Origin of the sequence: Pseudooceanicola marinus, from assembly GCF_020177265.1 — a bacterium.
Lineage (GTDB): Bacteria > Pseudomonadota > Alphaproteobacteria > Rhodobacterales > Rhodobacteraceae > Pseudooceanicola > Pseudooceanicola marinus_A.
On sequence record NZ_JAIVMC010000009.1, the window covers coordinates 151,202 to 171,723 of the forward strand.

A 20,522-nucleotide genomic window follows, 5' to 3' on the forward strand; every position below is an offset into this window, starting at 1 on the left:
ACGTCTGAAGCTGTTCCCGTTGCAGCTTCCAATTGCGGCACGCCCGCGGGAAAGGCGCCTGGCTAGGCCTCGACCATGCTCCCACACCATTGGGTCACTCGCACCACAAATCGTCAGCTCTCGGCGCGTCGCCACTCTTCGATAGCTGCGTTGCCCTCAACACCCGCGCTCACTGCCCGCAGACCAAGCTCCGCATCCGCCCCGCTATCCGCCACGCCCGGACTGTCGGCCCGCAGCTTGCGCAGCGCGGCCAGGCTCTCAACCACCTGCGGGACCCGCGACATGGTATCGGCGATGCTCTTCTGGAACTCCTGACCCTTCACCTGCTGACGAGCGCCGAAGTAGAAGCTGACCACGACGCCAAGAAGCCACCACAGCGGCTCCGGCACCAGGGCGAGGCCGGTCATCCGCTCCGCGAACCAGATCGGATCGACCATGGCCGCCACCAGCAGCCCCACGACACCGAAAGCCATGGCCGGGCGCGGCAACCGGTTCAGACCGTCGATCATGCCGTCGAACCAGTTCCGGCGGGGCTGGCCGTATTCGGCCGCCATCTGCGCTAGGGCGGCCGCTTGAGCATTGGCCCCACGCTGATCGGCCGCCTCAGCATTCACGCGGAACACCTCGGCCGTCTCGCGGATCACGTTGCGCTCGCCCCCGAAGAGCGCGCTGAACAGGGTGGTAATCAGTCCCATTTGGAAGTCCTTTCCCGAAACTCTGCCGCGCTCATGTGATAGCGCGGATCCATGAACTCCTCGGCGCGGCGGATCCAGCCACCTTTCCCGCCATCACGGGCGCGGCAATACTTGCGCGAGGGCGGCCGGCGATCGGCCAGGGCGAAGTAGTAATTGCGCCGGGCGATCCCGTAGGCATCGCGCAGGTAGCCGCCCGCGCTCTGCGCCACCGCATGGGCGGCCCCGATGCTCTGCGGCCCCAGGGCGCCATCCACAGCCACGTCCTGGCCGAACTCGCGCAGCAGCCGCTGCATGATCTTCACCGCGTTCGCGCCGGCGTTGACGTTCATGTCGAAGACCGTGTCGACCAGGTCGGTCGGCAGTTCGTCGATCCTTGGCGCATAGAGGTAGTGATCCAGGAAGATGTCGGTGGCCTGGTCGCGGGACAGCGCCCGCACATCCGCCACGTCCACATCACCGTCCCGGTCCAGGTCGAGGCCGAGGCGGCGCATCGTGTGGATCGTCACGCCGAAGTTCGTGGCGCCGCCCGGGTCGTCGGGATCGTTCACGAAGCCGCCCTCACGGGCGACGATGCTCCTTGCAATCGATTGTACGCTTAGATCATAGGGCATGGTTACCTCCCATCAGGGGTGCGCTCGATCCGTTCGAGGCGCGCGTCGATCCGAGACAGCAGGCCCAGGATCGAGGAAAAGCGCTCATCGGCGCGGGCGAGTTCGTTTTCCAGGGCGCGCGTGCGGCGCTCCAGGTCCGCGACACGCAGCGCGGCTTCGTCGATCTCGGCGACACTGCGCGCGATCTCGGCCGCATTGGCCTGGGTCCTGGCATCGACTGCGACGAAGGTCGCAGTGCCGGTCACGATCATGCCGACCAACACCAGGACATTCCCGAAGCTGATATTTCTGGTGAATTCCGGTTTCGCTGTCATCCTGCCCCCTTTCAGGCAATACGCGGCTTAGGGGCGCGCCGCTGTCGGCACGCCCTCGCAATCTAGAGAGGGCCTTCAGGACCCCGAGTGCTGGTGTTGGCGTTACTGCACGCTCGGCCGCGCCACGCGCGCCGGCCGCTCGATAACTTCTTCGGCTTCGCCCGTGACCTGGCGCGCCGGGATCGTGGCGACACTCTCCCAGAGCGCCCAGGCTTCCGCATCGGCCTCGACGGCCGCGTAAAGGACCGCGCCGGTGCCGAGGCCCTGGTAGGGCATCTGACCGAGGATGGTGATACCCAGGGCCGGATCGGCAGCCAGGGCCGTCCACTGGGCGACCTGCGCCGGCGTCAGATTGGCATAGAGGCCAGCCGGGCCGTCGTTCGCCTGGCCGGGGTTCGGGTAGCTGGCCGTGCGGGCCATCCCGCCCGCGACGCGTGTTCCGTCCTCGGCGATGACGTCGGGGCGCTTCTCGGCCAACCAGTCGATCAGGGCTTGCTCATTGGCGATGTGGATCAGGGCTGCGGTGACAGTCATGCGGTCAGTGCCTCCATGCTAGCGACGGTGTAGGACGGGGCGGGGGCTACCCATAGCTCGGCGAACTCGACAAGTCTCGGCTTGCTGAGCCCCGACGCGCTTGATGCAACATACAGCGCTCCGGCACTTGGGAAGATCCCAGAGCCGGTGCCGGAAATCTCCACACCGTTGACCACGAATGCGAAATTTCCGTTCTCCATACGGTACGCCACCTTCACGTCCGTTCCCTTGGTGTAGGGGACAGAGGCGATAAACTGGGCATTATAGTCAGTCACCGACCGCGCGATTAGCTCTCCAGCTGCCTGATCGTAGTAGACTTGGGCACTGTTGGGGTTATCGTCCCCGAGTTGGAAAATGCGGTCAGCGCTGTTCTCTTCGTCTGACAAGGTGAAGTTAGCGTACACCCAGCACCCATTCGCCCCGCCAATACCGAACCCAGACAGGTCTGAGGTGAAGAACTCGGGGGCGCGGGTAGCACTGGACCCTGCAGTTTCGATCACCGATGTTGCGACGTCTCCTTCCTCCAGCTGGGCGCCCCACACGGCTATTTGGTAGTTATCGTCAAAGATGCCCGGCAGCGAGGTGGAGAGGCGGTTTTCCAAAAGCCAATTGTAAGATGTACCGTCACCTGCATCGATGGTCCGCGTGGCAGTAATTCGCTGCCATGTACCATCCAGTGTTATCTGCCCGTAGTTGTCGATCAGATCAGGGTCTTCAAGTACAGGGGCCGCCCCAGGCTTCCTCAGATACAGAGGTTTACCGACCCCCTCTGGACTGCATTTCACCCAGCAAGACGCCGTGTAAGTGGCTCCTTCCACTAGGTTGCCGACCGTGCGGTAGAACGCACGGTCACGGTACTCATAGCTGCCGATAGTGTTGAGGCCGTCTGGCGCAAGCACCGTTGCCTCAAGTTTCCACTCATTGGGGCCTGTGAACGAGGCTTCCCAGCCCTCGGTTTGGTTCAGCGTGCCGAACGCGTGGCGGTTCGTCGCGGTACCTTCCATCAGCCATCGCCGCGACCCGGTCGAATAGTCGGCAAGGCGCGGTACGTCCACGCCAACGGGCGTAAGCAGTGGGCTGCCCTGCTTGCGCTCAAACCGCGTCCCAGCTGCCTCAAACGTGCCCATCTGCGAAAAGGAAACAGGGACACCATCCCGCGCATAGCGACCCGTTGCGGGCGAGAAGTAGAGATGGGCATTGCGGGCCACCGGATCCCGCGCGACCCAGTTCCCGGCGCCGCCGCCTAGGGCGATGGCGCCTGTTCCGATACCGATCATGGGATCACCAGATCGCCAGGATGTCGGACGCGGTGGTGCCGGTGGCCATGACGCGGACCCCGCGGAACGCGATCTCCGTGCCGGCCGCCACGTTCTTCCGCACACAGACTTTGCCGGCAGCGTCACGGATGGCGAGATCACCGCCGTTGCCCACGTAGAGCGCGCGAGGGATGACCGGCAGATCGGTGCCGTCGTCGGGCGTGACGTCGTCGTGGTAGCGGCCGGAATCGGTCATGCCGACCGGCTCATGTTTGAAAAAGTCCATAGCTATCTCGCTCCATTGTTAAGGGGCTGCACCGCAGCCTCCGCCACGGCACGCGGGCAGGCTTTCGGCCTGGCCCGGATGACCGGCCAGCAGCAGAAAACCAAATGCGCGGGATGCGCTGACAATCAGCCGTAGCTGTTTTCGCCAGCGCGCGTGATGTAGACCCCCATGCGCAGCATCTGCACAGTCGCCGAGGCGTCGATCCGGAAACGGAGCGCGTTGGCATCGGTCACCGGGGTGAAGATGAAAGGCGTGAGATCCTCATAGATCGAGAGCGAATAGGGAACGCCCGGAATGACACCGACCAGCAAATCCACGGGCGTGTCAGGAATAATCCCACCCGGGCCAGACCCCTCGATCTCCTGCGACATGCGCCGCCAAGCCGACCAGTTCGCCCCATTGTCGCTTGACGTGGCGAACTGCAAACCCTGCCCTCCGGAACCGCCAGTATACAAAAACAAGCCCGACACCCTGAACCCACCGACATGCACCAGGTCGGTCACCGTGTAGACGGTGTTGATTGCGTCGATGGTCAGCACGTGCGTGTCGAGAGAGTTGCCCTTGATCCGGGGTGCACCGAGAGCAGCCTTGATCGCCGCGACCACATTGTCCCGAAACGCGCGGGCGAGCTGTGTCGTGTAGGGCGCCTTGTGCTTTACTTCGTCGTCATCAATGTCTCGCCAGGTCATATCTCACCACGCCAAATAGGGGCCCGTCCCGTCCGGGAAGGTGCCGATTGTCTCATCCATCGCGAACATGCCTTCGCGCTTCTCCTGATCGGTCGCGTCATCGTAGAGAGGTGCGGTGTCCAGCATGGTGAAGCCGAACCGCCCGGAGAATACGAAGGTCTCGACATCGACCGTGAAGCGGTGACCAGGCACCGTCTCCTCGATCGCCCGAACCTGCACCTCCGCCTGCAGGTTGCTTCCGTCAGCGTCCTGAATGGCCCGGGTGTCGAGCACGTGCAGAGATCCCGGTGAGATCAGCTCGCGGTCCTTCCAGTCGAGGTCGAAGGACACCCGCACGGGTAGATCCTCGAAGCGAGCCATCAGCCGCGACCCAACCGGCCAGGCGACTGTCTCGTCCCCCTTTCGGCCGAGCCAGCGTGTGTAGATCTGCCGTATGCGGTCCTCTTCGAACTGCTGGCCGCCGGCGACCGTGCAGCGGTTGAAGTTGCTGCCGCGCGACACGGACCCGAAGTAGTCCCGGATCCCGTGCCAGAACAGCACTGCAGTCAGGCGTTGCTTCGGCATGTCCTCCTGGTCGGCGGTGCCGGCGATGATGTTTGCCCGATCGCTTAGCTCGGCGGGCTCTTCGTCGATGTCCAGCGGGCGATTGGCCCGCATCGAGATCTCCTGCAGGTGATCGTCCTGCCACCAGAACACGCCCAGCTCCGCCAGCTCGTTCATCAGGGTGCGCGTGCCCACAGGGCGGGGGATCGTTGTCGTGAGCCGCGTTCCGGCCAGCCAGCGGCCCGCCTCATCGGCCCACTTCGCATCCGGGATCCAGCTTTCCGGCACCCCCGAGTAGGTGACCATGATGCTTTTCGCCACGTCCTGGAGCGAGGCATCCTCCACGCGAAAGGACTGCTGGAACAGATCACCTTCGGCGTGGTCATCCGCCTCGGTCCCATCCACCCCGCGGGCAGTCAGGGTGATGTCGTCTCCCGATCGCGTGAAGGTGACGATCTCATTGCCGATGCTCGCCCGCCCGCCGACGTCGTACTCTGCGCCGACACCCTCCGGCACCAGGGTGAAGTCTGTGGCCGACGCCGAGACGTCACCGCCCAGCACGCCATTCGACGGCTTCGGACAGAGGTTCTTCTCATCGTCGACCAGGTCGAGAATGTCTTTCACGACCCACGTGACTTCCGTGCCTGACCCGGCCCCCTGCCACTCCGACAAGATCGCGTGACGCGTCCACATGTCTTCCAGCGCGTCACCGACGAAGCCCTCCCGGATCCGAACCGAGGCGCCCTCATAGAACGGCCACCGCGCCCGGAGACGCCCGAAGTGCGTACCGCGCTCCTCCGGCTTGTAGCCGATGCCGCTGGCCAGGGCCGACCCATCCCGGCGGCCTAGGTGGTAGGGATCGAGACCAATGTCGGCGTCGATGAAATCCCGCAGGGAGATGGTCAGCCTGGCCCGCTTTCCGAAGCTGGCCGAATCCTTCGCGTTGCCCAGGTTCACCTCCGCCGGATCCGTCGACACGGAGAGCAGCGCAGGGTAGACCTTGAAGCCACGAGGCAGGCCAGCTGTGTTCCGGGCGTACCGAAGGGTCTTCACCTCCGGCGTGAAATCCTCCGGGCTCTGACAGGTCTTCCGGAGCCCGAAGCACTTTGCCGAGCCCGTCTCACCCAGCACAGCGCCGCAGGGCGCCACACCATAGGTGAGCGCGCAGAACGGCACGTCGATTTCCACGATCTGCTGGATCTCGCGGGCAAGATTGCTACCAGTCATGGCCGAGCCTCAGATTGAGCGTTGCGACCATGAAGTCGCGAACGCCTGCGCGCCGGGGCGCCAACGGATTGCCGCCGCGCCAGGCGAAGAAGGCATCATCCTCCAACCCGGGCTGCGGCACCCAGAAGAAGCCGGCGCCGCTGTTGTAGTGCCGCTGAAAGTCCGTCCACGCGGCGCTGCGCGCCTCATCCTCCCGCAGCAACTTGACCTCCACGGCCACGGAGCTCCCGGACCTCTCCACGGCGGAACCGAGGAGCTTGTTACCCTCGCTCACGTTCGTGCGCAGCTGGACGTTGGTCGGCGTCAAGGGCGGGGCGTAATCGCGGTAGATCCGACGCGGCAGGACAAGCGATCCGCCGACATGGAGAACCGCAAGCTCCACCAGATCACCTTCCGAAAGCCCGGAAATGCGCAGCCGCCAATCCGCAGCGGAGACAGCATGGAACATCCAGATGACCGGCGCGCCGTCGGTGCAGACATGCCCGCCCGCTTCGGTATCGGCCCAGGTCGACCCACCATCCAGCGAAACCTGAAGCGTAGCCGTGGCCCCCAGCTCTCCGAGGTTGTGCGAAGAGATTGCCGCGAAATCCGCCGAGGCCGGAGCGGCGAGGGACATGTCCAGGGTGACGACGCCTCCCGCATCGGCCTCAGCGCCCCAGACATCCCAATCGGCGCCGGTGCCAGCGTTCGCGGCCTCCTGACCCACCACCTCGGCACCAAGGCCCGTCGCCAGGTTGTCGGGGGTGCACAGGCTATCCCAGGAGATGACTGGGGCGCCCGCACGGCCAAGGGCGGCAATCTCGGCCGCCCGCGTGGTTCCAATGAGCACCGGCATCAGTAACCCTCTCCGAAGGTGATCCCGCGATCGCCCGCTTCCTCGCTCAGCTCCCGCAGCGTCCCGCGGATCTGTGACCCGCGATAGAGCTGGTCCGGGTCGATGCCGTCCCACGAGACACGCACCGGAGAGCCGCCCGCGAGTCCGCCACCAGACGGCTGCGCCGCAGCCCCGGAGGCCGCGCCACCCGAACCACCGCCGCCGGCGCCGCCGAGCTGCGTTGACTGGATCTGGCTGATCAGCGCGCCGGTTTTCAGAATCGAAGCGGCGGAGAAAGCCGCGGCAACAGGAGGACCGCCCACCCTCATGCCCTTGTCCCATGCGGTGACAGCCGCCGAGTAACCTTCGAGTGTTGCCTGAGCGATGGCTGCCACCTTGCCCACCTGGAACATCTTCTTGTTCTCGGTGTTCATCAGCGTCGCCAGGTCACCGAACATGCCGCTGTAGGCGGCGAGCTTCTGATCCCGCAGCTTGCGGTCCAGCGACGCCAGCGCCTCGGTGTGCTCCTCGGCGGCGCGGCGTTCGAGATCGTTGAACTCCTCCTCGCTCGCCAGCTTCTTCTCCCGGAACACGGCCAGCTGTTCGAGCTTCTCTTCGTAATCCATCTCGATCAGCTCGCGCTCCGTCGCGAGATTTTCGCGCAACGCATCAAGCTCGGACTGATAGTCAGTACCGCCGCCGCCACCGCTGCTCTTCACATCCGGGTCCCGGGTTAGCGGGACAGTTGGAGCCGGCGGGATGGTTACATTCTCGACCTTCGGCACGCCGTCACCGGTGCCGTACTCAATGATTTCTCCCGTCTTCGGATCAACGACACGGGAGCCGGTGCTGGTGCCTCCGTTGGCGCCCAGTCGGGGGTCATTCATGAGATCCTGAATCCGCCCGCCTTCCTCGTCGGAGTATTCGGCGGGCTTGTAGTTCCGCACGTCCATGAGGCTGGAGGCGAGGTTCACGTATTTCTCAGAGCCCGCCAGGATCTTCGTGATCGTGTCGGCCACCTGGATCAGGGCGGGCAACCACACCTCGCTGACCTGATCGACCAGATCACTAATCTCTTCGGAGTTATCCAGGATGGCCTGGGTGAGCTGCGTCTTGATCGTCGTCGAGAGCCCCTTCATTTTCCGATCGAGCTCTGCGGCGCCGGCGACCGCGTCCTTGTCGAGGATGCGGCCCGCCTTTTCAGCTTCGTCGCCGAGGCGGCGCAGCTCCACGCCACCATTGCGAAGGAGCGGAAGGAGATCCGTCGCGTTGCTGGCAAGCGCCTCCATGTAGAAGGTCATCTGCTGCTGACTGACACCGGCCTTTTCCAGCGAGGAGACGTAGAGCTGCAGAGCCTCAGGCCCGGAGAGCCGGGCGAATTGCTCTGCGGTGACGCCGACCCTGGGGGCGATGTTCTCGAAGAAGTCCGCGATCGGGCCGGCGCCCGTGGCCATGAAGTCCCCGAAGCGGTCATTGACGTCCTTCAGGATGTCGGACAGTTCCGCACCGTCAATGCCGACAGTCGCGACGGCTGCAGACATCTTCTGGAACTCGGTGGAGCTGGCGCCGGCGCGGCGAGACAGGCGCGCGATTTCGGTTCCGGCAGCGGCAGCGTTGCGGGTCATGTAGATCGCACTGGCCCCGGCCGCGGTGAGGCCGGCCGTGATGGCCACCCCCACCTTTGCCACCCGCGCGCCCATACGCAGCATGTCGCGCTCCATTTCCGCAACGCTCTTCCTGGAACGGTTCACGCCCCGGCGCAGCCCGTCATCCTCGGCGCCAATGCGAACGCCGATGCTTCCCAGAACTTCCATGGTTTCCCGTCCTACTCGCCCGTGAGCATTGCGTAGATTTCAGCGTCGGCCTCAGCCGCCCGCCGTTGGTCTGAAGCGATCCGCGCCTCGATGATCCACCAGACCTCGCCCGGCATGAGCAACCAGAACTCCGGCGGCGAGATCCACTCGGCCCGCACGAAGATCTGGTAAAGCGCTCTTACTCGGCTCCCGCCGGGCAGCTCTCCCCCGAGGCGTCCCCCTCTTCGCCGTTCGCCTCTTCCTCGCGATCGCCGTATCCCATCTGGAAGCCGATCGGCGGCGAGATGAGCATGATCATCTCCATGACTGCCGCCTGGATCGCCGCCATCGCATTCACGTCCTGGCGGGCAATCCCCTCGTGCATTTCCAGATAGACCTCCTCATCGCTGACCTTCGCACCCGCGTAGCGCAGGGCGGCACCGTAGGCGGCCGCCAGGCGCGTGAAGGGCGGGCCGCCGGGCCGCAGCAGCACGTCCACTGCCTGCCCGCCGCCCCGGCCGATCAGCGCATCCTCGACCTGAGCAACCAGCAGCAGCTGGCCCTTGGCCGGCACCACGTAGTCCTGACCCTTCCAGGTCAGCGTGATCGGCGAGAACCCCCTCATGATCACACCCCGCCGGCGGTGAAGGTGTGAGCCCCGTTCCGCACGAAGGTGGCGGTGAACTTCACCGCGTCCTGGTATTCGCCGGTTTCCGAGTAGGAGGTCATCACCCAGCTACCCGCGACCTCGGCAGCCGTCCCGGCGGTCGGGAACTCCAGCGTCAGATCGTCGAAGTGCTTCGTCGCGGCGCCCGGGGTAAGGGCCGCCGCGCGCAGCACACCGTCGGTTTCAAGGCCGTCGATGGTGACTTCCATCGTGTCCGTGGCCAGTTCACCGGCCAGGAACTCCTGGAACTCCCCCGAGCTTTCGTCGGTGGTGTCGATGCCGGCACCGTTCCAGGTCATGCTGACGGTGCGACCGCCAGCAATCTTCGTGCCGTCCTTCTTGAGCAGGACCTTCCGGCCCGGTTGCTTGGCCATTGCATGACCCTCCATGGTTAGCGTGCAGGCGGGTCCTTCACGCCCTCCCGCACCACGCAAGCCCGCCCGCGCTCATCGCGGGCAGGTATCCCTGCTATTCCAGCTCTTCGGGCTCGCCGAACTCCGTCCAGAGCATGGCGGTGAACTCCATCACCAGTTCGCCTTTCGGGCGCTCCCCCTTGTCATCGACGGAGAGGGCCGTTTCGCGCAGGCTGTAGAGGGCAGACACCGTGTCCAGATGGGACAGGACCGCCCGCTCGGCCCGCACCGAGAGCGCGTCGAGTTCATCATCGATGTCATCGCCACCGAGGATCTTGACGATGACCAGGATCTGAACGGCGCGCTCGACGCCGTCCTGATCGGTGCGCTGATCGCTGGAACGGTTGATGGCGATCCCGCCACGCGGAAGCTGCTGGTCGGAGCCCTTCATCCACCAGCGCCGATCCCAGGTGATCTCCGGGATGGCATCGGCCAGCGCCTCGCGCAGATCAGTGCGAAGCGTGGTGCGAACGTGTGTCATTCCAAGATCTCCCAAAGCGCGAAGGGCTGAAAGGCGTCAGCTGCCGGCGAAGTGATCGGAATTGGAAACCGCACGGTGTAAGCTTGCCCGCCTGTTTCGACCCGATCCCCCGGGCCAAGCCCTGAGGCATCACCCTTGTTGATCCGAAGCACTGGCGCGGCGCTGATGACCTCGAAGCCCTCATCGGTTTCAAGATCGACCTGCTGGCGTCGCAAGACGCCGCGCACCGCCTTGCCTGGGCCGCCGCCCGGGTAGATGGTGACCGACGCTCCGAACACACCGTTCAGAACGCCGGCCATGCCATCGAAGACCGACGTCATCGCGTCAGCGGATCGTGCCGTCGACCAGCACCTCGCCCTCATCGGAGGGGTCGGCAGCTGCGGCGGCGGCGGCGGCCACCAGGGTGTTGCCCGAGGCGGCGGTGGTCAGGACCCTGGTGGAATTGTTCCAGTAGATCTTCGCGCCCTCGGTCCAGGCCTGCGCCGACGTCTTGGCATGGCTGAAGCGACCGCGCCGCACCAGGACGACGGGCTCGCCAGTTGCGGCCGGTGCCTGGGCAAACCCGAAGATGGAGCCGACCAGGACGCCGTCCCCAGCGTTGACATCATACGGGGCCGTGAGGGTGATGCTCTCACCCGGGGCAATATAGTTTTTCATGGCGAACCTCTTTCGCGCTCAGGAAAGGAAAAGGGCGACCCGAGGCCGCCCTTCAGTTCAGACCCGGACGGACCGGATCAGGGAGATTCAGGTCAGGACGCGCCGGGGTTCTTGTAGGACCCGCGGAACTCGGTCGCCGCAGCACCGAAGATGTGCCGCGCATCCATCGTCACACGATCGGGGTTCATGCCCTCGACCGTGCGGACGACCGGCGCCTCGTACCCGTCGAGATAGGCCACCGAGATCGGGGGCAGCTCGCTCGACACCAGATACCAGGCTGCATCACTACCACCGGCGGCGGCGCTCAGCTGCGGTACGGTGATCGGCGTGAGCGTCCCCTTGTAGGGGTTGGCCTGCCCGTCCGTGGTCGGCACCGTCGCGGTGGCGAACTGCAGGGCAGGGACTTCCAGCGCCGGCGGAACGATCAGCTGATCCGGGGTGATCTGCAGGAAATCATCCTTATCCTTCGAGCCGAAGGCGGTTTGACCCCACATCGCCGCACGCCCCGCGCCGACCGAGGTGATCGAGATGGCGGCCCCTGCTGCGGCCAGGTTATTGTGCTTGGCCGCATGGAAGAGCGCGGTGCTGTCCGATTTCAGAACCGCATTGCTGCGGATCAGCGACCAGACCATGCTGTTTTCCATCATGCGCGCGGCCATGGCGAATTCGTTGGGGATACGGTTGAACGCCCCCATGTCGTCATTGACCACGGCCTCGAAGGTCAGATGGATGGTGCGACCACGGCGCTCGACCTTCAGGCCCTCGGCCTCATCGGCCAGCTGCGCCTGCTCATACTCGCCATTCTCCTTCACCGGCTTCAGCTGGAAGTCGCCGCCGAAGCGCACCGCGTTCAGCTCCCGGAAGTCCGAAGCCGACAGCGGAACGCCGGTGACCACGTTCCAGTTGGCACCGCGCCGGTTGTACTCGGCGATCAGCGTGCGGTTCATCACCTCGGTGGTGATATAGGCGAAGTCACTCACGCCATGGGCGCCCCCCATCATTGTGGTGGAGCGCATCCCGTTCATGATCACGTCGCTTTCGGAGAAGCCGCGCGAGGTGGAATCGCCGAGTTCCATCGCCAGGCGACGCACACGCAGGCCGCGATAGTCGGCGCCCGGCCCCGAGTAGTCGCGCATCATCGCCTGGATCATGCCCTCGGCCCGGGTCTCGGTTTCGTCGCGCGTCACGCGGACGCGGACGCCGCCACCGGTCTCACCGTCGTTCTGCGCCATGATCGCCATCATGCGGCGCGCTGCGGTATCTGCGGTGACGCCTTCGTCGATCACCCGCTCGACTTCCGCCTGGGTCAGTTGACCGGCGGCCATGAAGGGCTGCGCCGCCTCGCGGATGTCGCGCTGGCGCGTCCGCTCGGCGAGCTGGGCGCGCTGTGCGATCGCCGCCTCATCGGTGGCAGCCATCGACGGGGCGGGCGTGGGGTTGGAGGGGATCGGCGGGGTGACCGCCGGGGTGAGTTTATCCGGATCCATGCTGGTCTCCTGGGTTGCGGCCATGACGGCCTGAATGCGACCGGCGGCCCCGGTCTGACTGGCGCCGGGCACCTGGCCCGACGCGATGAAACGATCTGCGAACATGCGGAGCGTGGCCGCCGAGGCGCGGCTCAGCGACATGGCGGCTTCGAGCTCCGGCGGCGGGATCTCGGTGGCCCCGGTGATCGCATCGGCGAACCCGGCGGCAACTGCCTCGTCCGGCCCCAGCCAGGTCTCCTCGGTCATCATCTGCATGACCTCGTCGACAGGCCGCCCGGACCGCGCCGCGTAGACCCCGGCGTAGACACGGGCGAGCCGGTCCAGCTCCTCCGCCTGCTTGCGGAACTCTTCGGCGTTGCCGCACAGGCAGGTCGCCGGATTGTGGATCATCAGCAGCGACCCGGCCGTCATCTCGATCCGGTCCGCCGACATGATCATCAGCGAGGCGGCCGAGGCGGCCACGCCACCGACGACGACGGTCACAGCCCCCTTGTGCGCTTCGAAAGCAGCACGAATGGCCTCACCTTCATAGGGGCTGCCCCCGGGCGAGTTGACGCGCACGGTGACATCACCGTCGAAGCGGTCCAGCGCCTCCCGCACCATGCGGGCCGAGAAGCACCCGCTTTCGAGGAACCGGCAGAAGTCATGGGGGAGCACGTCGCCCTCCAGGATGATCTCGCCATTCAGGATCAGGTCTTCACCGTCCATCTTCATTCTCCTGTTGTTCGGTGTTGTTGCCGCTCGCTGCGCTATCGCGTGCAGCGTCCTCGGCCCGTTCCCGCGCGATCACGTCGGGGTCGTATCCCATCTCGCGCTGCTTGCGCTGGCGGCTGGTCAGGCCCGCTTCGATCTCGCTGACAGCGGCACCGATCTCCTTCGAGGGGTCGATCAGCGGACGCCGTGGAGGCGTCCAGTCCAGCCCGGCAGGTACGGGCGGCAGGGCCTGCGAAAGACGCACCAGGCGCCAGGTGTCGAGGGTCCAGCGCCCGATCCCGGCGCAGAGCTGACCGATGATCAGCTGCTGCTGCCAGGTCTGGATGAACCGGTCCATCTCCATGCGGCCCATGCGGCCGGAACTGAAGTTCACACCCGTCAGATCCCCGAAACTCTCATAGGTCAGGCCCAGGCCCGTCGCGATGGTCCGGACGCCTTCGCGCATGAAGTCCGAGTAGCCATCTACCTTCGGCGGCTCCGAGGGCGTCACGGTCTGGCCAGGCCCTAGACCGACAATCGCGCCCGGCGCCACGTTTTCCATGGCAGCGCCGTTGAAGACGTTCCCGTCCTCGCTCGCGCTGACGAAGAACGCCAGCAGCGATGCGATCTTCTGCTTGAGGATCTGTGCTTCCTGGTAGTCGCTCAGTTCACCGATGGTCATCATGACCGGAGCGAGCCAGGGCACGCCGCGCATCTGTCCCGGGCGATCGATCCGCCGCACGTGGATGATCTGCGCGGCCGGAACGCGGCGACTGGTGAAGCGGTTCCCGCGAAGCCGAAGACCATCTCCCGGATGGACGTCGTAAAGGTGATAGGCCACGGCCTTCCCGGTCGGGCCGTACTCGATCCCCTCGATGACTTCGTTCTGCCCATAGCTGGTGATGGTCTCATCGAGGTGGTCGACCTCCATCAACTGTACCTGGAACGGCAGCTTCAGGTCGGGCTCGAAACGCAGATTCCGCATACGCCGCCGGACCAGGACTTCGCCATCACTGAACACCGCATTCATCACCTGCCGCTGGATGCCCGGCAGAGCCTCCACTCCGTGGGCGTCGATGGCCGGTGTCAGCAGGTGCGCACGAATGACATCCATGGCAACCCGCGCCGCATCCGGGTCATCATCCACAGTCCGCACCGAGGGCATGACCCCGGTCCCGACCACGTTGCCCGTGGTGACGGCTTGCCCACGCACGGCGAGGGACCGATTGCGGATCATGTCGCGCGACAGGTTCCGAAGCTGCTTCCGGGACCCGCCGGCGGCGGTATCGGCATTGGTGCCCGGCGCCTTCCATCCGTGCGTGCGGCGCCCCTTGCTGGCGGCGTTGTAGTTCATCAACACCCGCGCCCGAGCACGGGCGGCCACTCGCCGGACCCCGCGCTCCGGCGAGAGGGCGAGGATCGCGCGGTCGATCAGGTTGTCCATCACAGACCCCGCGAGGTGTGGGCATAGGACAGCACGGGGCCGGTGACCGGCCGCCCGGCGATCTCAGCTTCCATCTGCTGAAGCTGTCGGCGCATGTCGGCGAGAGAGGCATACTGCACCTCCTCCCCGTCCATGCTCACTCGCGTCACGCCTTTGGCGATGGCCGCGCGGAGCGCGTCCACCTGGTCCAAATTGTAGGACATGGCTCACCTCTTGAGGAAATTGATCTGTTTCGGGGCCGCGCGTTGCGGCGCGGCAGCTGTGTCTTTCTTGGCCGCCCCGTCTTCTTCTAGCGGCGCGGCAAAGGCGTTCTGCGGCCCGCCCAAGGCCCAGGGCGGGGGCGACGCCCAGTTGACGGACAGAAGGCCCTTGTGCTCCGCGAGGGCACGCGCCTGGACGGTGAGGTCGGTGCCCTCGTTGCGGACCTGGCCAGCCTTCTTTGACCAGCCGTCTTTCAGCCTTTCCTCGGCCACATACTCGCCGAGCTGGTCTTCGTTCTCTTCCATCCAGCTGGGCAGGTAGACGGCGCCCGCGCCGCCCGAGGCCTTCCGAAGCGAGGCCTCCAGCGTGTCCTTGAGGCGGTCCGTCGCCATGGTCAGCAGCTTGATCGGCCGCGCCCGCTTGCCGTTCGAAGCGCGGTCAGGCGCTTCGTACTTGACCCGAAACGGGGTCTTCCAGCCGCCTTGCCCACGCGTCAGGCGCCAGCGATGGCCCGCGTGGTTCCGGCGCCGGTCCATCAGGAAGGCCTCGGCATTGTCGGAGACGCCCGGCTCGCCCTGGAAGTCCACGCCCACGAACACGGCGCGCAGCCCATAGTCGGCCCCCTCGACCGGGATGACCCGGTCCTGGAGCGGCTTCAGAAGGTCCCAATCCTCGACGTAGCGGGCCGGATCGAGGCGGCGGCGATTGCCGTCCGCATCAGCCTGGGCGTTCGGGGCGCCTTCGGGTGGTTGCGTCATGTCAGTGCGGTCGACCACCTGAGACCGTCCGCCTTCGCCCCAGGCGGTGACCTGGACCGGGAACCATCCCTTCTGCACGTCGACCGTGATCGTGATGAACCGGGTCCAGTCCGGCGCCACGCCCTTGCGTGCCGGCTGCAGGTGATCCTTCAGGAATTGGACGCCGAGCGCGTCTTCATCTTCAGCCACCAAGCGGCGGTGCGGGATCCCGATCGATGTATAGTGGCACATCGCCAGATCTGCATCGTCGCCCAGCGTCTCCGCCCGACGGCGCGCATTCTCATACTCCGCGACCAGCTCCGACCAGGTCGAGAAGCGCGCGGCAGCGCCGTTCAGCGCGTAGCTCGCCACTTCGGTCTTGCGCAGCGCCTCATCCTCGATCGAGACAAGCTGTCCGGGCAGGCGCCCCTCGTGACGCCAGCCCCCCTTGCCGGCGAGCGCTCGCGCATTCATTTCGTTTTTGTGGCGATGCGCCAGGAGCGAGCCGCAGTGTGGACATGCCATCTCGGCACTGTCGCCGGCGTCCCCCGGGTCGAGGCTTTCATCGTAGACCAACCGGTCGAAGCGGGGCTCGAACTCCCCGCCACAGTCGTGGCACTCCCAATACCAGCGCCCACGCGTGCCTTCATTGTAGAAGACCACGATCCCGCCGGCGACCGGCGGCATCTCATGCGGGCGGTCCTTCGTCGGGCGCCAGGACGGATCGAGGACGGGCCAGGCCGGGCTGCCCTCGCCCAAAACGCAACCGCGGCTCATGTAGCTGCGGATCCGCCGCATTGCCATCCGGATCGGGCTGCCCTCCGGGTTGTCCTTCCCCCCGAGCACCAGCGGCATGTGATCAACGTCGGTGAGCAGCACAAGGCCATAGGTGCCGCCGGAGAGGATCGTCGGGGTCGGATACCCGATCGTCAGCCGCATCCCCCGAAAGCGTTTCCGCGAGAACGTGCTGTCCTCCCGGCCACGCCCCAGGCGATCCCAGAGCTCCGGGCTGTTCCGGATCGTCGGGTCAAGCTTCTCCTCGACCCACTTGTCACGGTCCCCCTTCGTCATGTGCACGATCAGCGTAGGCCTCTGATCGCAGGTCACGGCGTGGAAAGCCGTCGTCTCCAGCATCTTCGTCTTGCCGCTCTGAGACGGCCCGACGAACCCGACACCCTTGAACCGACGGCTTTGGGTCATGTCGGTCGGCTCGACCATGTAGGGCGTCAGGTCCCTGTCGAAATCCTGCCAGGCCCCCTGGACCTCGACCCGAACGTAGCGCTCAGCCGCAGCGGTCGGAGAGACGCGGCTCGGCGGATCGAGGATCGGCAGGCAATCAGCCAGGATCTCCTGCGGTGTGGTCAGTGGCGGCAGAGGCGCGAACTGCATTCGCTGCCCCAAGCGGCCCTCCGAGACCTGGACCATCAGCCCGTCTCATCCCGTCGGGCGAGCGAAGTCACCTCGCCCGGCTGGAAGGTTTGCTCAAAGCGCTGGCGGGCGCCCGTCAGCGCAGCATCACAGCGACGCTGCATCTTCTCGACCTGGTCAGGCTCCAGGCTGAACTCCATCTCGGCGAAGTCCACCAGCGTAGTGACCTGCTGGCGGAACTCGCTCAGCACGTCGTCGAAGAGCTCGCGCACCCGCTCGGTCCTCGTCAGCTCACCTCGAAGCTCGGCGGCCCGGTTGCGCCGATAGTCGGCGTCGGCCTCCTCGGCAATCTGCTTTGCGGTGAGCGCCTGCGTCGCTGGCACCTCTTCATCGTCATTCCGAAAGAGCAGCCGCATCTGCATGGCTGCATCCTCAGCCGCCGCCGTCTCTTGCCGGGACTCCTCATCGCGCCAGAGCTTCCAAGCATAGACCTCGGCAAGCCGGAACTCATAGGCTTGGCCATTCGTCCCACGGCTCAACACCGGCAGGCCCTGCTCCAGGTAGCGCGTGATCATCGGCTCCGAAACATTTAGGGCCAACGCGCACTGACGACGATTGACCGTGGTGTCTTCCTGGCCATTGGGCAGCGGAAACTGCCGCAGGGCCGCCTCCAAATCGAAGCCCACGCTCATTTCTCCATAGCAATGAAAACAACAACCACGTCCGAAAGGCTCTTCGGAAATGGCCCATTTGCACGTATCGGGGCGCGAATTACCCCCGTGACGGCACCCCTGGGGAAGGACCCGCCGGGGTTATCGGCGCCGACCGCGCGCAGCATTCCGGGCGGCCTCGCGCATGAACTTCCGAAGGTTCTTCGGCAGCTGACGCTTGACCACTCGCTCGGCTACCGTCTGGACCGGGAGCCGCTTTTCGTATCGCGCCTGCGCTTCCGAGAAATGCAGGATCTTCGTCAGCTTCCCGCGCGCGCCGCGCTTGTAGACCCCGGGCGAGAGCTTCGACCCCTCGCGCGGAACGAAGTAGCCGGCCCGGCGCCGATTCCTCTTGCGGCTGGCCTCCGTTGTGTTCGCGCGGCGATCACCCTGTGACTGCACCGCCGAGAGGACCTGGTTCATCTGGCCACGCGACCAGTTGCCATGCTTGTTCAGTCGCGCGCCCCGAGCAGGCGTCACCGTCTGGATAATGCCGTGGTATCTCAGCCGAGAGGTTAGCAGGCGCTCGATGCCTGTCTTCGGACGCGGGCCGCCCCGGACCTGCGTTCGAAGATAGTGGCGAGCTGCGGCCGCATCCTTCAGGTCGACGTCAGAATAGGGTCGCGAGCGCGTCGCCGGGATCACCCTGAAAGCATTCAGCGTCCAGCGGGTCGGCTGGTCGAAGGCGCTCTGCATTTCGTCCTGAAAGCCCGCCCGAACATCGCGCGCGGTCTCCGTAAGCGCCCGCACCTGGGCAAATTCGGTCTCCGATAGGTAGCGATCAAAGGCCCGGCTCACATTCGAGACATCGCATTTGATCGAGAACACGGCGAGGCTCCTCCAATGGCTATTCGCCCCAATCCCAGACGAATAGAAGGCAATTCTTATTGCGTCAGGTGCGCCACCCAAATTAGCATCGTACGGCCCGCCATTAGGGCAAACGACACCGAGGGAGAATATGACCTACACTGCATCAATCTTGGCGACCGTCGCAGCGCTTTCACTTGCTGGCTGCAACGCTTCGACTTTCTCGAAAATCGAAGAGAGCAAGCCGGTCCCACTTTCAGCGGCTCAGATCTCACAAATCGAGGACACGGTCACGCGTGATTTCTTTGATCCTGCCACCGCCCAATTCCGCGACTTGCGAGCTGTCACTGTTCACCTAGCAGACGGCACGACAGAGACACGCGTCTGCGGCGAAGTGAACGGAAAGAACCGTATGGGCGGATATGTAGGCTTCCAAGGCTTCGGCGGTCAGCTCATCAATGGCCGTTTTCAACAGGAGCCGTTCTTCGCGCCATGCGAGCAGTGGTAGAAGAAAGCCCGGCGGCTGAAGGATCGGCCCCGGGCACATTTCTCGATGATGTCACAAGTGATGTCATTGGAAGGGCTAAGCGTCAAGCCCCTTCGTTTCGCTGCCTGGGCCGCACCAGATCATAGCCCTGCATGCGATCCAGCGCCGCGCAGAGCGACAGGCGCAAGGCATTCCGGCTTTTCTGGTCCACGGCCCAGCCATGAGCCTTCAGAACGCCCTCCAGCGTCTGCCCTCCGATGCACACCATGTCGACCAGCACGCGCACCCGGATCGCACGGCGCTTGAGGCCGCCCGGCCGGATCCGCCGCACCTCCTTTGCCAGGCCATCACCGATCCGACGGTGCATCGCGCGCAGCTGCTGGAAGTCCTGCAGGATGGCGGTCTCACGATCACCTGGCCCGCCGCCACCAGACACCCGGCCCTCGAATGAGGAACACGAAACGCCAGCGCAGGCTACCCGCTCACTCAATGCCGCGTAGGTTCGTCCGATGCTGATCTGGCCCGGATTGAACGGCGCGACAAACGCGGGCGGCTCACGACCCTCAGCCTCGGCACGGCGCCGGGTTGCCGCGTGGCGGTTGGACGCCTGGCGCTCCATCTCGTCGAAGGCATCGCAGACCCGAGCAGCATCCCGCCCCTCGAAGCCGTCGTGACGCCGCACGAAGCCACCGGTGCTGGTTGCTTCCATCCGACGCGGCGTGATCCGCTGCATCGGTCCGCGCCCTGGCGCGACGGGAATGTCCGGCCCACAGCTGGCCGGCGGCTGCGCGGCTTCGAGGATCGCAGCACAGGCGGCATCGCTCTCCGCAATGCGGGGCGGAATGCGCCCGACTGCCGCCCGCCCGGGCTGGCCCGGTCCGACATAGATCACCGCTTCAGCCAGGACCTCTTCCTTGCGTCTCGCCATCATGCTGCATCTCCGAGGCCGAGGCGCCGCGCATTCTTGCAGCGCTCAACCACATCGCGGCGCCGGCGGCACCAGCCCGCTTCCTCAGCGGTCAGCTGCTCACCCCGTCCCTCGCGCCTCTGCAGATCCTGCCAGCGGGTCACCCCAGGCCGGGCCTCGGTGCGCATCAAGCTCAAGACGTAGCTGTTCGGCCAGCGCCGGTTGGAGCGGAGCCAATGCAGCAGCTCGGGCGCGAACCCTTCCTGGATCGCTTCCGCACCGACCTGACTGGCAAAGACCTTGCGGATGAGAGGCGAGGCGTCAGCGGCGGGCTGCTCGATCCTGTTCGCTTCGGCCAGCACCTTCGCCGCGATCGGGAAACGGTCCCCGGATTTCCCGCCGCCCTGTCCTTGCATCACCTCGGCGAGCGCCTGCAGCCCCTCATCGGTCATGTAGGCGAGCTTCTGGCAGATTTCCTTCTGCATCACCCGGTACTGATCCAGCTTCATGCCGGCGGGCCTCATGAAGCCCAGGGCTTCCATCCTCTGGATGAATAGCTCCTTAACCCGCGCCTCTCCTGCTCTTTGCTCCGCATCATCCATCGCGGCCCCCTTTCTCTGCCCTATCTCGACTTATCCACAAGTCACCCGGCCCGCCGGCCTGTAGGGGTGTTCTGTCTTGTGTTCTGTTGTTCTGTCCTG

Annotated in this window: 24 protein-coding genes; 1 reads left to right on the forward strand and 23 read right to left on the reverse strand. The window is 65.4% G+C overall.

What is annotated here, in order from left to right; translation table 11 throughout:
- Positions 1-113: 113 nt before the first annotated feature.
- The 21 genes from LC066_RS16510 to LC066_RS16610 all read right to left on the reverse strand — a co-directional run bounded on the left by LC066_RS16510 (position 114) and on the right by LC066_RS16610 (position 18,448).
- Positions 114-695, reverse strand: a complete 582-nt coding sequence (locus tag LC066_RS16510) for a holin family protein (RefSeq protein WP_224901264.1) — start codon at positions 693-695, stop codon at positions 114-116.
- Complete coding sequence (locus LC066_RS16515) at positions 686-1,306, reverse strand: holin-associated N-acetylmuramidase (protein ID WP_224901267.1); 621 nt, start codon at positions 1,304-1,306, stop codon at positions 686-688. The genes LC066_RS16510 and LC066_RS16515 overlap by 10 nt, the downstream gene beginning before the upstream one ends.
- A 2-nt stretch (positions 1,307-1,308) precedes the next feature.
- Positions 1,309-1,620, reverse strand: coding sequence for a hypothetical protein (locus tag LC066_RS16520; protein WP_224901270.1), 312 nt, complete (start codon positions 1,618-1,620; stop codon positions 1,309-1,311).
- Between the two features lie 102 nt (positions 1,621-1,722).
- Positions 1,723-2,154 carry a hypothetical protein gene (locus tag LC066_RS16525; protein WP_224901273.1) on the reverse strand — a complete coding sequence of 144 codons (432 nt, stop codon included), beginning with the start codon at positions 2,152-2,154 and terminating at the stop codon, positions 1,723-1,725.
- Positions 2,151-3,431, reverse strand: a complete 1,281-nt coding sequence (locus tag LC066_RS16530; protein WP_224901276.1) for a hypothetical protein — start codon at positions 3,429-3,431, stop codon at positions 2,151-2,153. The genes LC066_RS16525 and LC066_RS16530 overlap by 4 nt, the downstream gene beginning before the upstream one ends.
- Before the next feature lie 4 nt (positions 3,432-3,435).
- The gene (locus LC066_RS16535; protein ID WP_224901279.1) at positions 3,436-3,696 is read right to left on the reverse strand and encodes a hypothetical protein; all 261 of its coding nucleotides are present in this window, start codon (positions 3,694-3,696) and stop codon (positions 3,436-3,438) included.
- Between the two features lie 125 nt (positions 3,697-3,821).
- Positions 3,822-4,385, reverse strand: a complete 564-nt coding sequence (locus LC066_RS16540; RefSeq protein ID WP_224901282.1) for a hypothetical protein — start codon at positions 4,383-4,385, stop codon at positions 3,822-3,824.
- Between the two features lie 3 nt (positions 4,386-4,388).
- Positions 4,389-6,155: a hypothetical protein gene (locus LC066_RS16545; protein ID WP_224901285.1), complete on the reverse strand. Its 1,767-nt coding sequence runs from the start codon at positions 6,153-6,155 to the stop codon at positions 4,389-4,391.
- Positions 6,145-6,990, reverse strand: coding sequence for a hypothetical protein (locus tag LC066_RS16550; RefSeq protein ID WP_224901288.1), 846 nt, complete (start codon positions 6,988-6,990; stop codon positions 6,145-6,147). The genes LC066_RS16545 and LC066_RS16550 overlap by 11 nt, the downstream gene beginning before the upstream one ends.
- Entirely contained in the window at positions 6,990-8,783 is a 1,794-nt protein-coding gene (locus LC066_RS16555; RefSeq protein ID WP_224901291.1) for a hypothetical protein, read from the reverse strand. The genes LC066_RS16550 and LC066_RS16555 overlap by 1 nt, the downstream gene beginning before the upstream one ends.
- A 178-nt stretch (positions 8,784-8,961) precedes the next feature.
- A complete protein-coding gene (locus LC066_RS16560; protein WP_224901294.1) occupies positions 8,962-9,387 on the reverse strand; it encodes a hypothetical protein in 426 nt (141 codons plus the stop codon).
- 2 nt (positions 9,388-9,389) lie between these two features.
- On the reverse strand, positions 9,390-9,803 hold the full coding sequence (locus LC066_RS16565) for a hypothetical protein (RefSeq protein ID WP_224901297.1): 414 nt from the start codon (positions 9,801-9,803) through the stop codon (positions 9,390-9,392).
- A 94-nt stretch (positions 9,804-9,897) separates the two neighbouring features.
- Positions 9,898-10,323, reverse strand: a complete 426-nt coding sequence (locus tag LC066_RS16570) for a hypothetical protein (protein WP_224901300.1) — start codon at positions 10,321-10,323, stop codon at positions 9,898-9,900.
- Complete coding sequence (locus LC066_RS16575; protein WP_224901303.1) at positions 10,320-10,643, reverse strand: hypothetical protein; 324 nt, start codon at positions 10,641-10,643, stop codon at positions 10,320-10,322. The genes LC066_RS16570 and LC066_RS16575 overlap by 4 nt, the downstream gene beginning before the upstream one ends.
- Positions 10,644-10,647: 4 nt before the next feature.
- Complete coding sequence (locus LC066_RS16580) at positions 10,648-10,980, reverse strand: DUF2190 family protein (protein WP_224901306.1); 333 nt, start codon at positions 10,978-10,980, stop codon at positions 10,648-10,650.
- A gap of 92 nt (positions 10,981-11,072) precedes the next feature.
- The gene (locus LC066_RS16585; protein WP_224901309.1) at positions 11,073-13,175 is read right to left on the reverse strand and encodes a head maturation protease, ClpP-related; all 2,103 of its coding nucleotides are present in this window, start codon (positions 13,173-13,175) and stop codon (positions 11,073-11,075) included.
- The gene (locus LC066_RS16590) at positions 13,165-14,604 is read right to left on the reverse strand and encodes a phage portal protein (RefSeq protein WP_224901312.1); all 1,440 of its coding nucleotides are present in this window, start codon (positions 14,602-14,604) and stop codon (positions 13,165-13,167) included. The genes LC066_RS16585 and LC066_RS16590 overlap by 11 nt, the downstream gene beginning before the upstream one ends.
- The gene (locus LC066_RS16595) at positions 14,604-14,807 is read right to left on the reverse strand and encodes a phage head-tail joining protein (protein ID WP_224901314.1); all 204 of its coding nucleotides are present in this window, start codon (positions 14,805-14,807) and stop codon (positions 14,604-14,606) included. Before LC066_RS16595 ends, LC066_RS16590 begins: the two co-directional genes overlap by 1 nt.
- Positions 14,808-14,810: 3 nt before the next feature.
- Positions 14,811-16,931, reverse strand: coding sequence for a terminase gpA endonuclease subunit (locus LC066_RS16600; RefSeq protein WP_224901317.1), 2,121 nt, complete (start codon positions 16,929-16,931; stop codon positions 14,811-14,813).
- A 35-nt stretch (positions 16,932-16,966) separates the two neighbouring features.
- Positions 16,967-17,602: a terminase small subunit gene (locus LC066_RS16605; protein ID WP_224901320.1), complete on the reverse strand. Its 636-nt coding sequence runs from the start codon at positions 17,600-17,602 to the stop codon at positions 16,967-16,969.
- A 120-nt stretch (positions 17,603-17,722) separates the two neighbouring features.
- A complete protein-coding gene (locus tag LC066_RS16610) occupies positions 17,723-18,448 on the reverse strand; it encodes a hypothetical protein (protein WP_224901323.1) in 726 nt (241 codons plus the stop codon).
- A gap of 130 nt (positions 18,449-18,578) precedes the next feature.
- Between LC066_RS16610 and LC066_RS16615 the strand changes: the two genes are divergently transcribed.
- Positions 18,579-18,935, forward strand: a complete 357-nt coding sequence (locus LC066_RS16615) for a hypothetical protein (protein WP_224901326.1) — start codon at positions 18,579-18,581, stop codon at positions 18,933-18,935.
- 82 nt (positions 18,936-19,017) lie between these two features.
- Here LC066_RS16615 and LC066_RS16620 read toward each other — a convergent pair whose 3' ends face one another.
- Entirely contained in the window at positions 19,018-19,845 is an 828-nt protein-coding gene (locus tag LC066_RS16620; protein WP_224901330.1) for a hypothetical protein, read from the reverse strand.
- The gene (locus tag LC066_RS16625; RefSeq protein ID WP_224901333.1) at positions 19,842-20,423 is read right to left on the reverse strand and encodes a hypothetical protein; all 582 of its coding nucleotides are present in this window, start codon (positions 20,421-20,423) and stop codon (positions 19,842-19,844) included. Before LC066_RS16625 ends, LC066_RS16620 begins: the two co-directional genes overlap by 4 nt.
- Positions 20,424-20,522 lie beyond the last annotated feature (99 nt).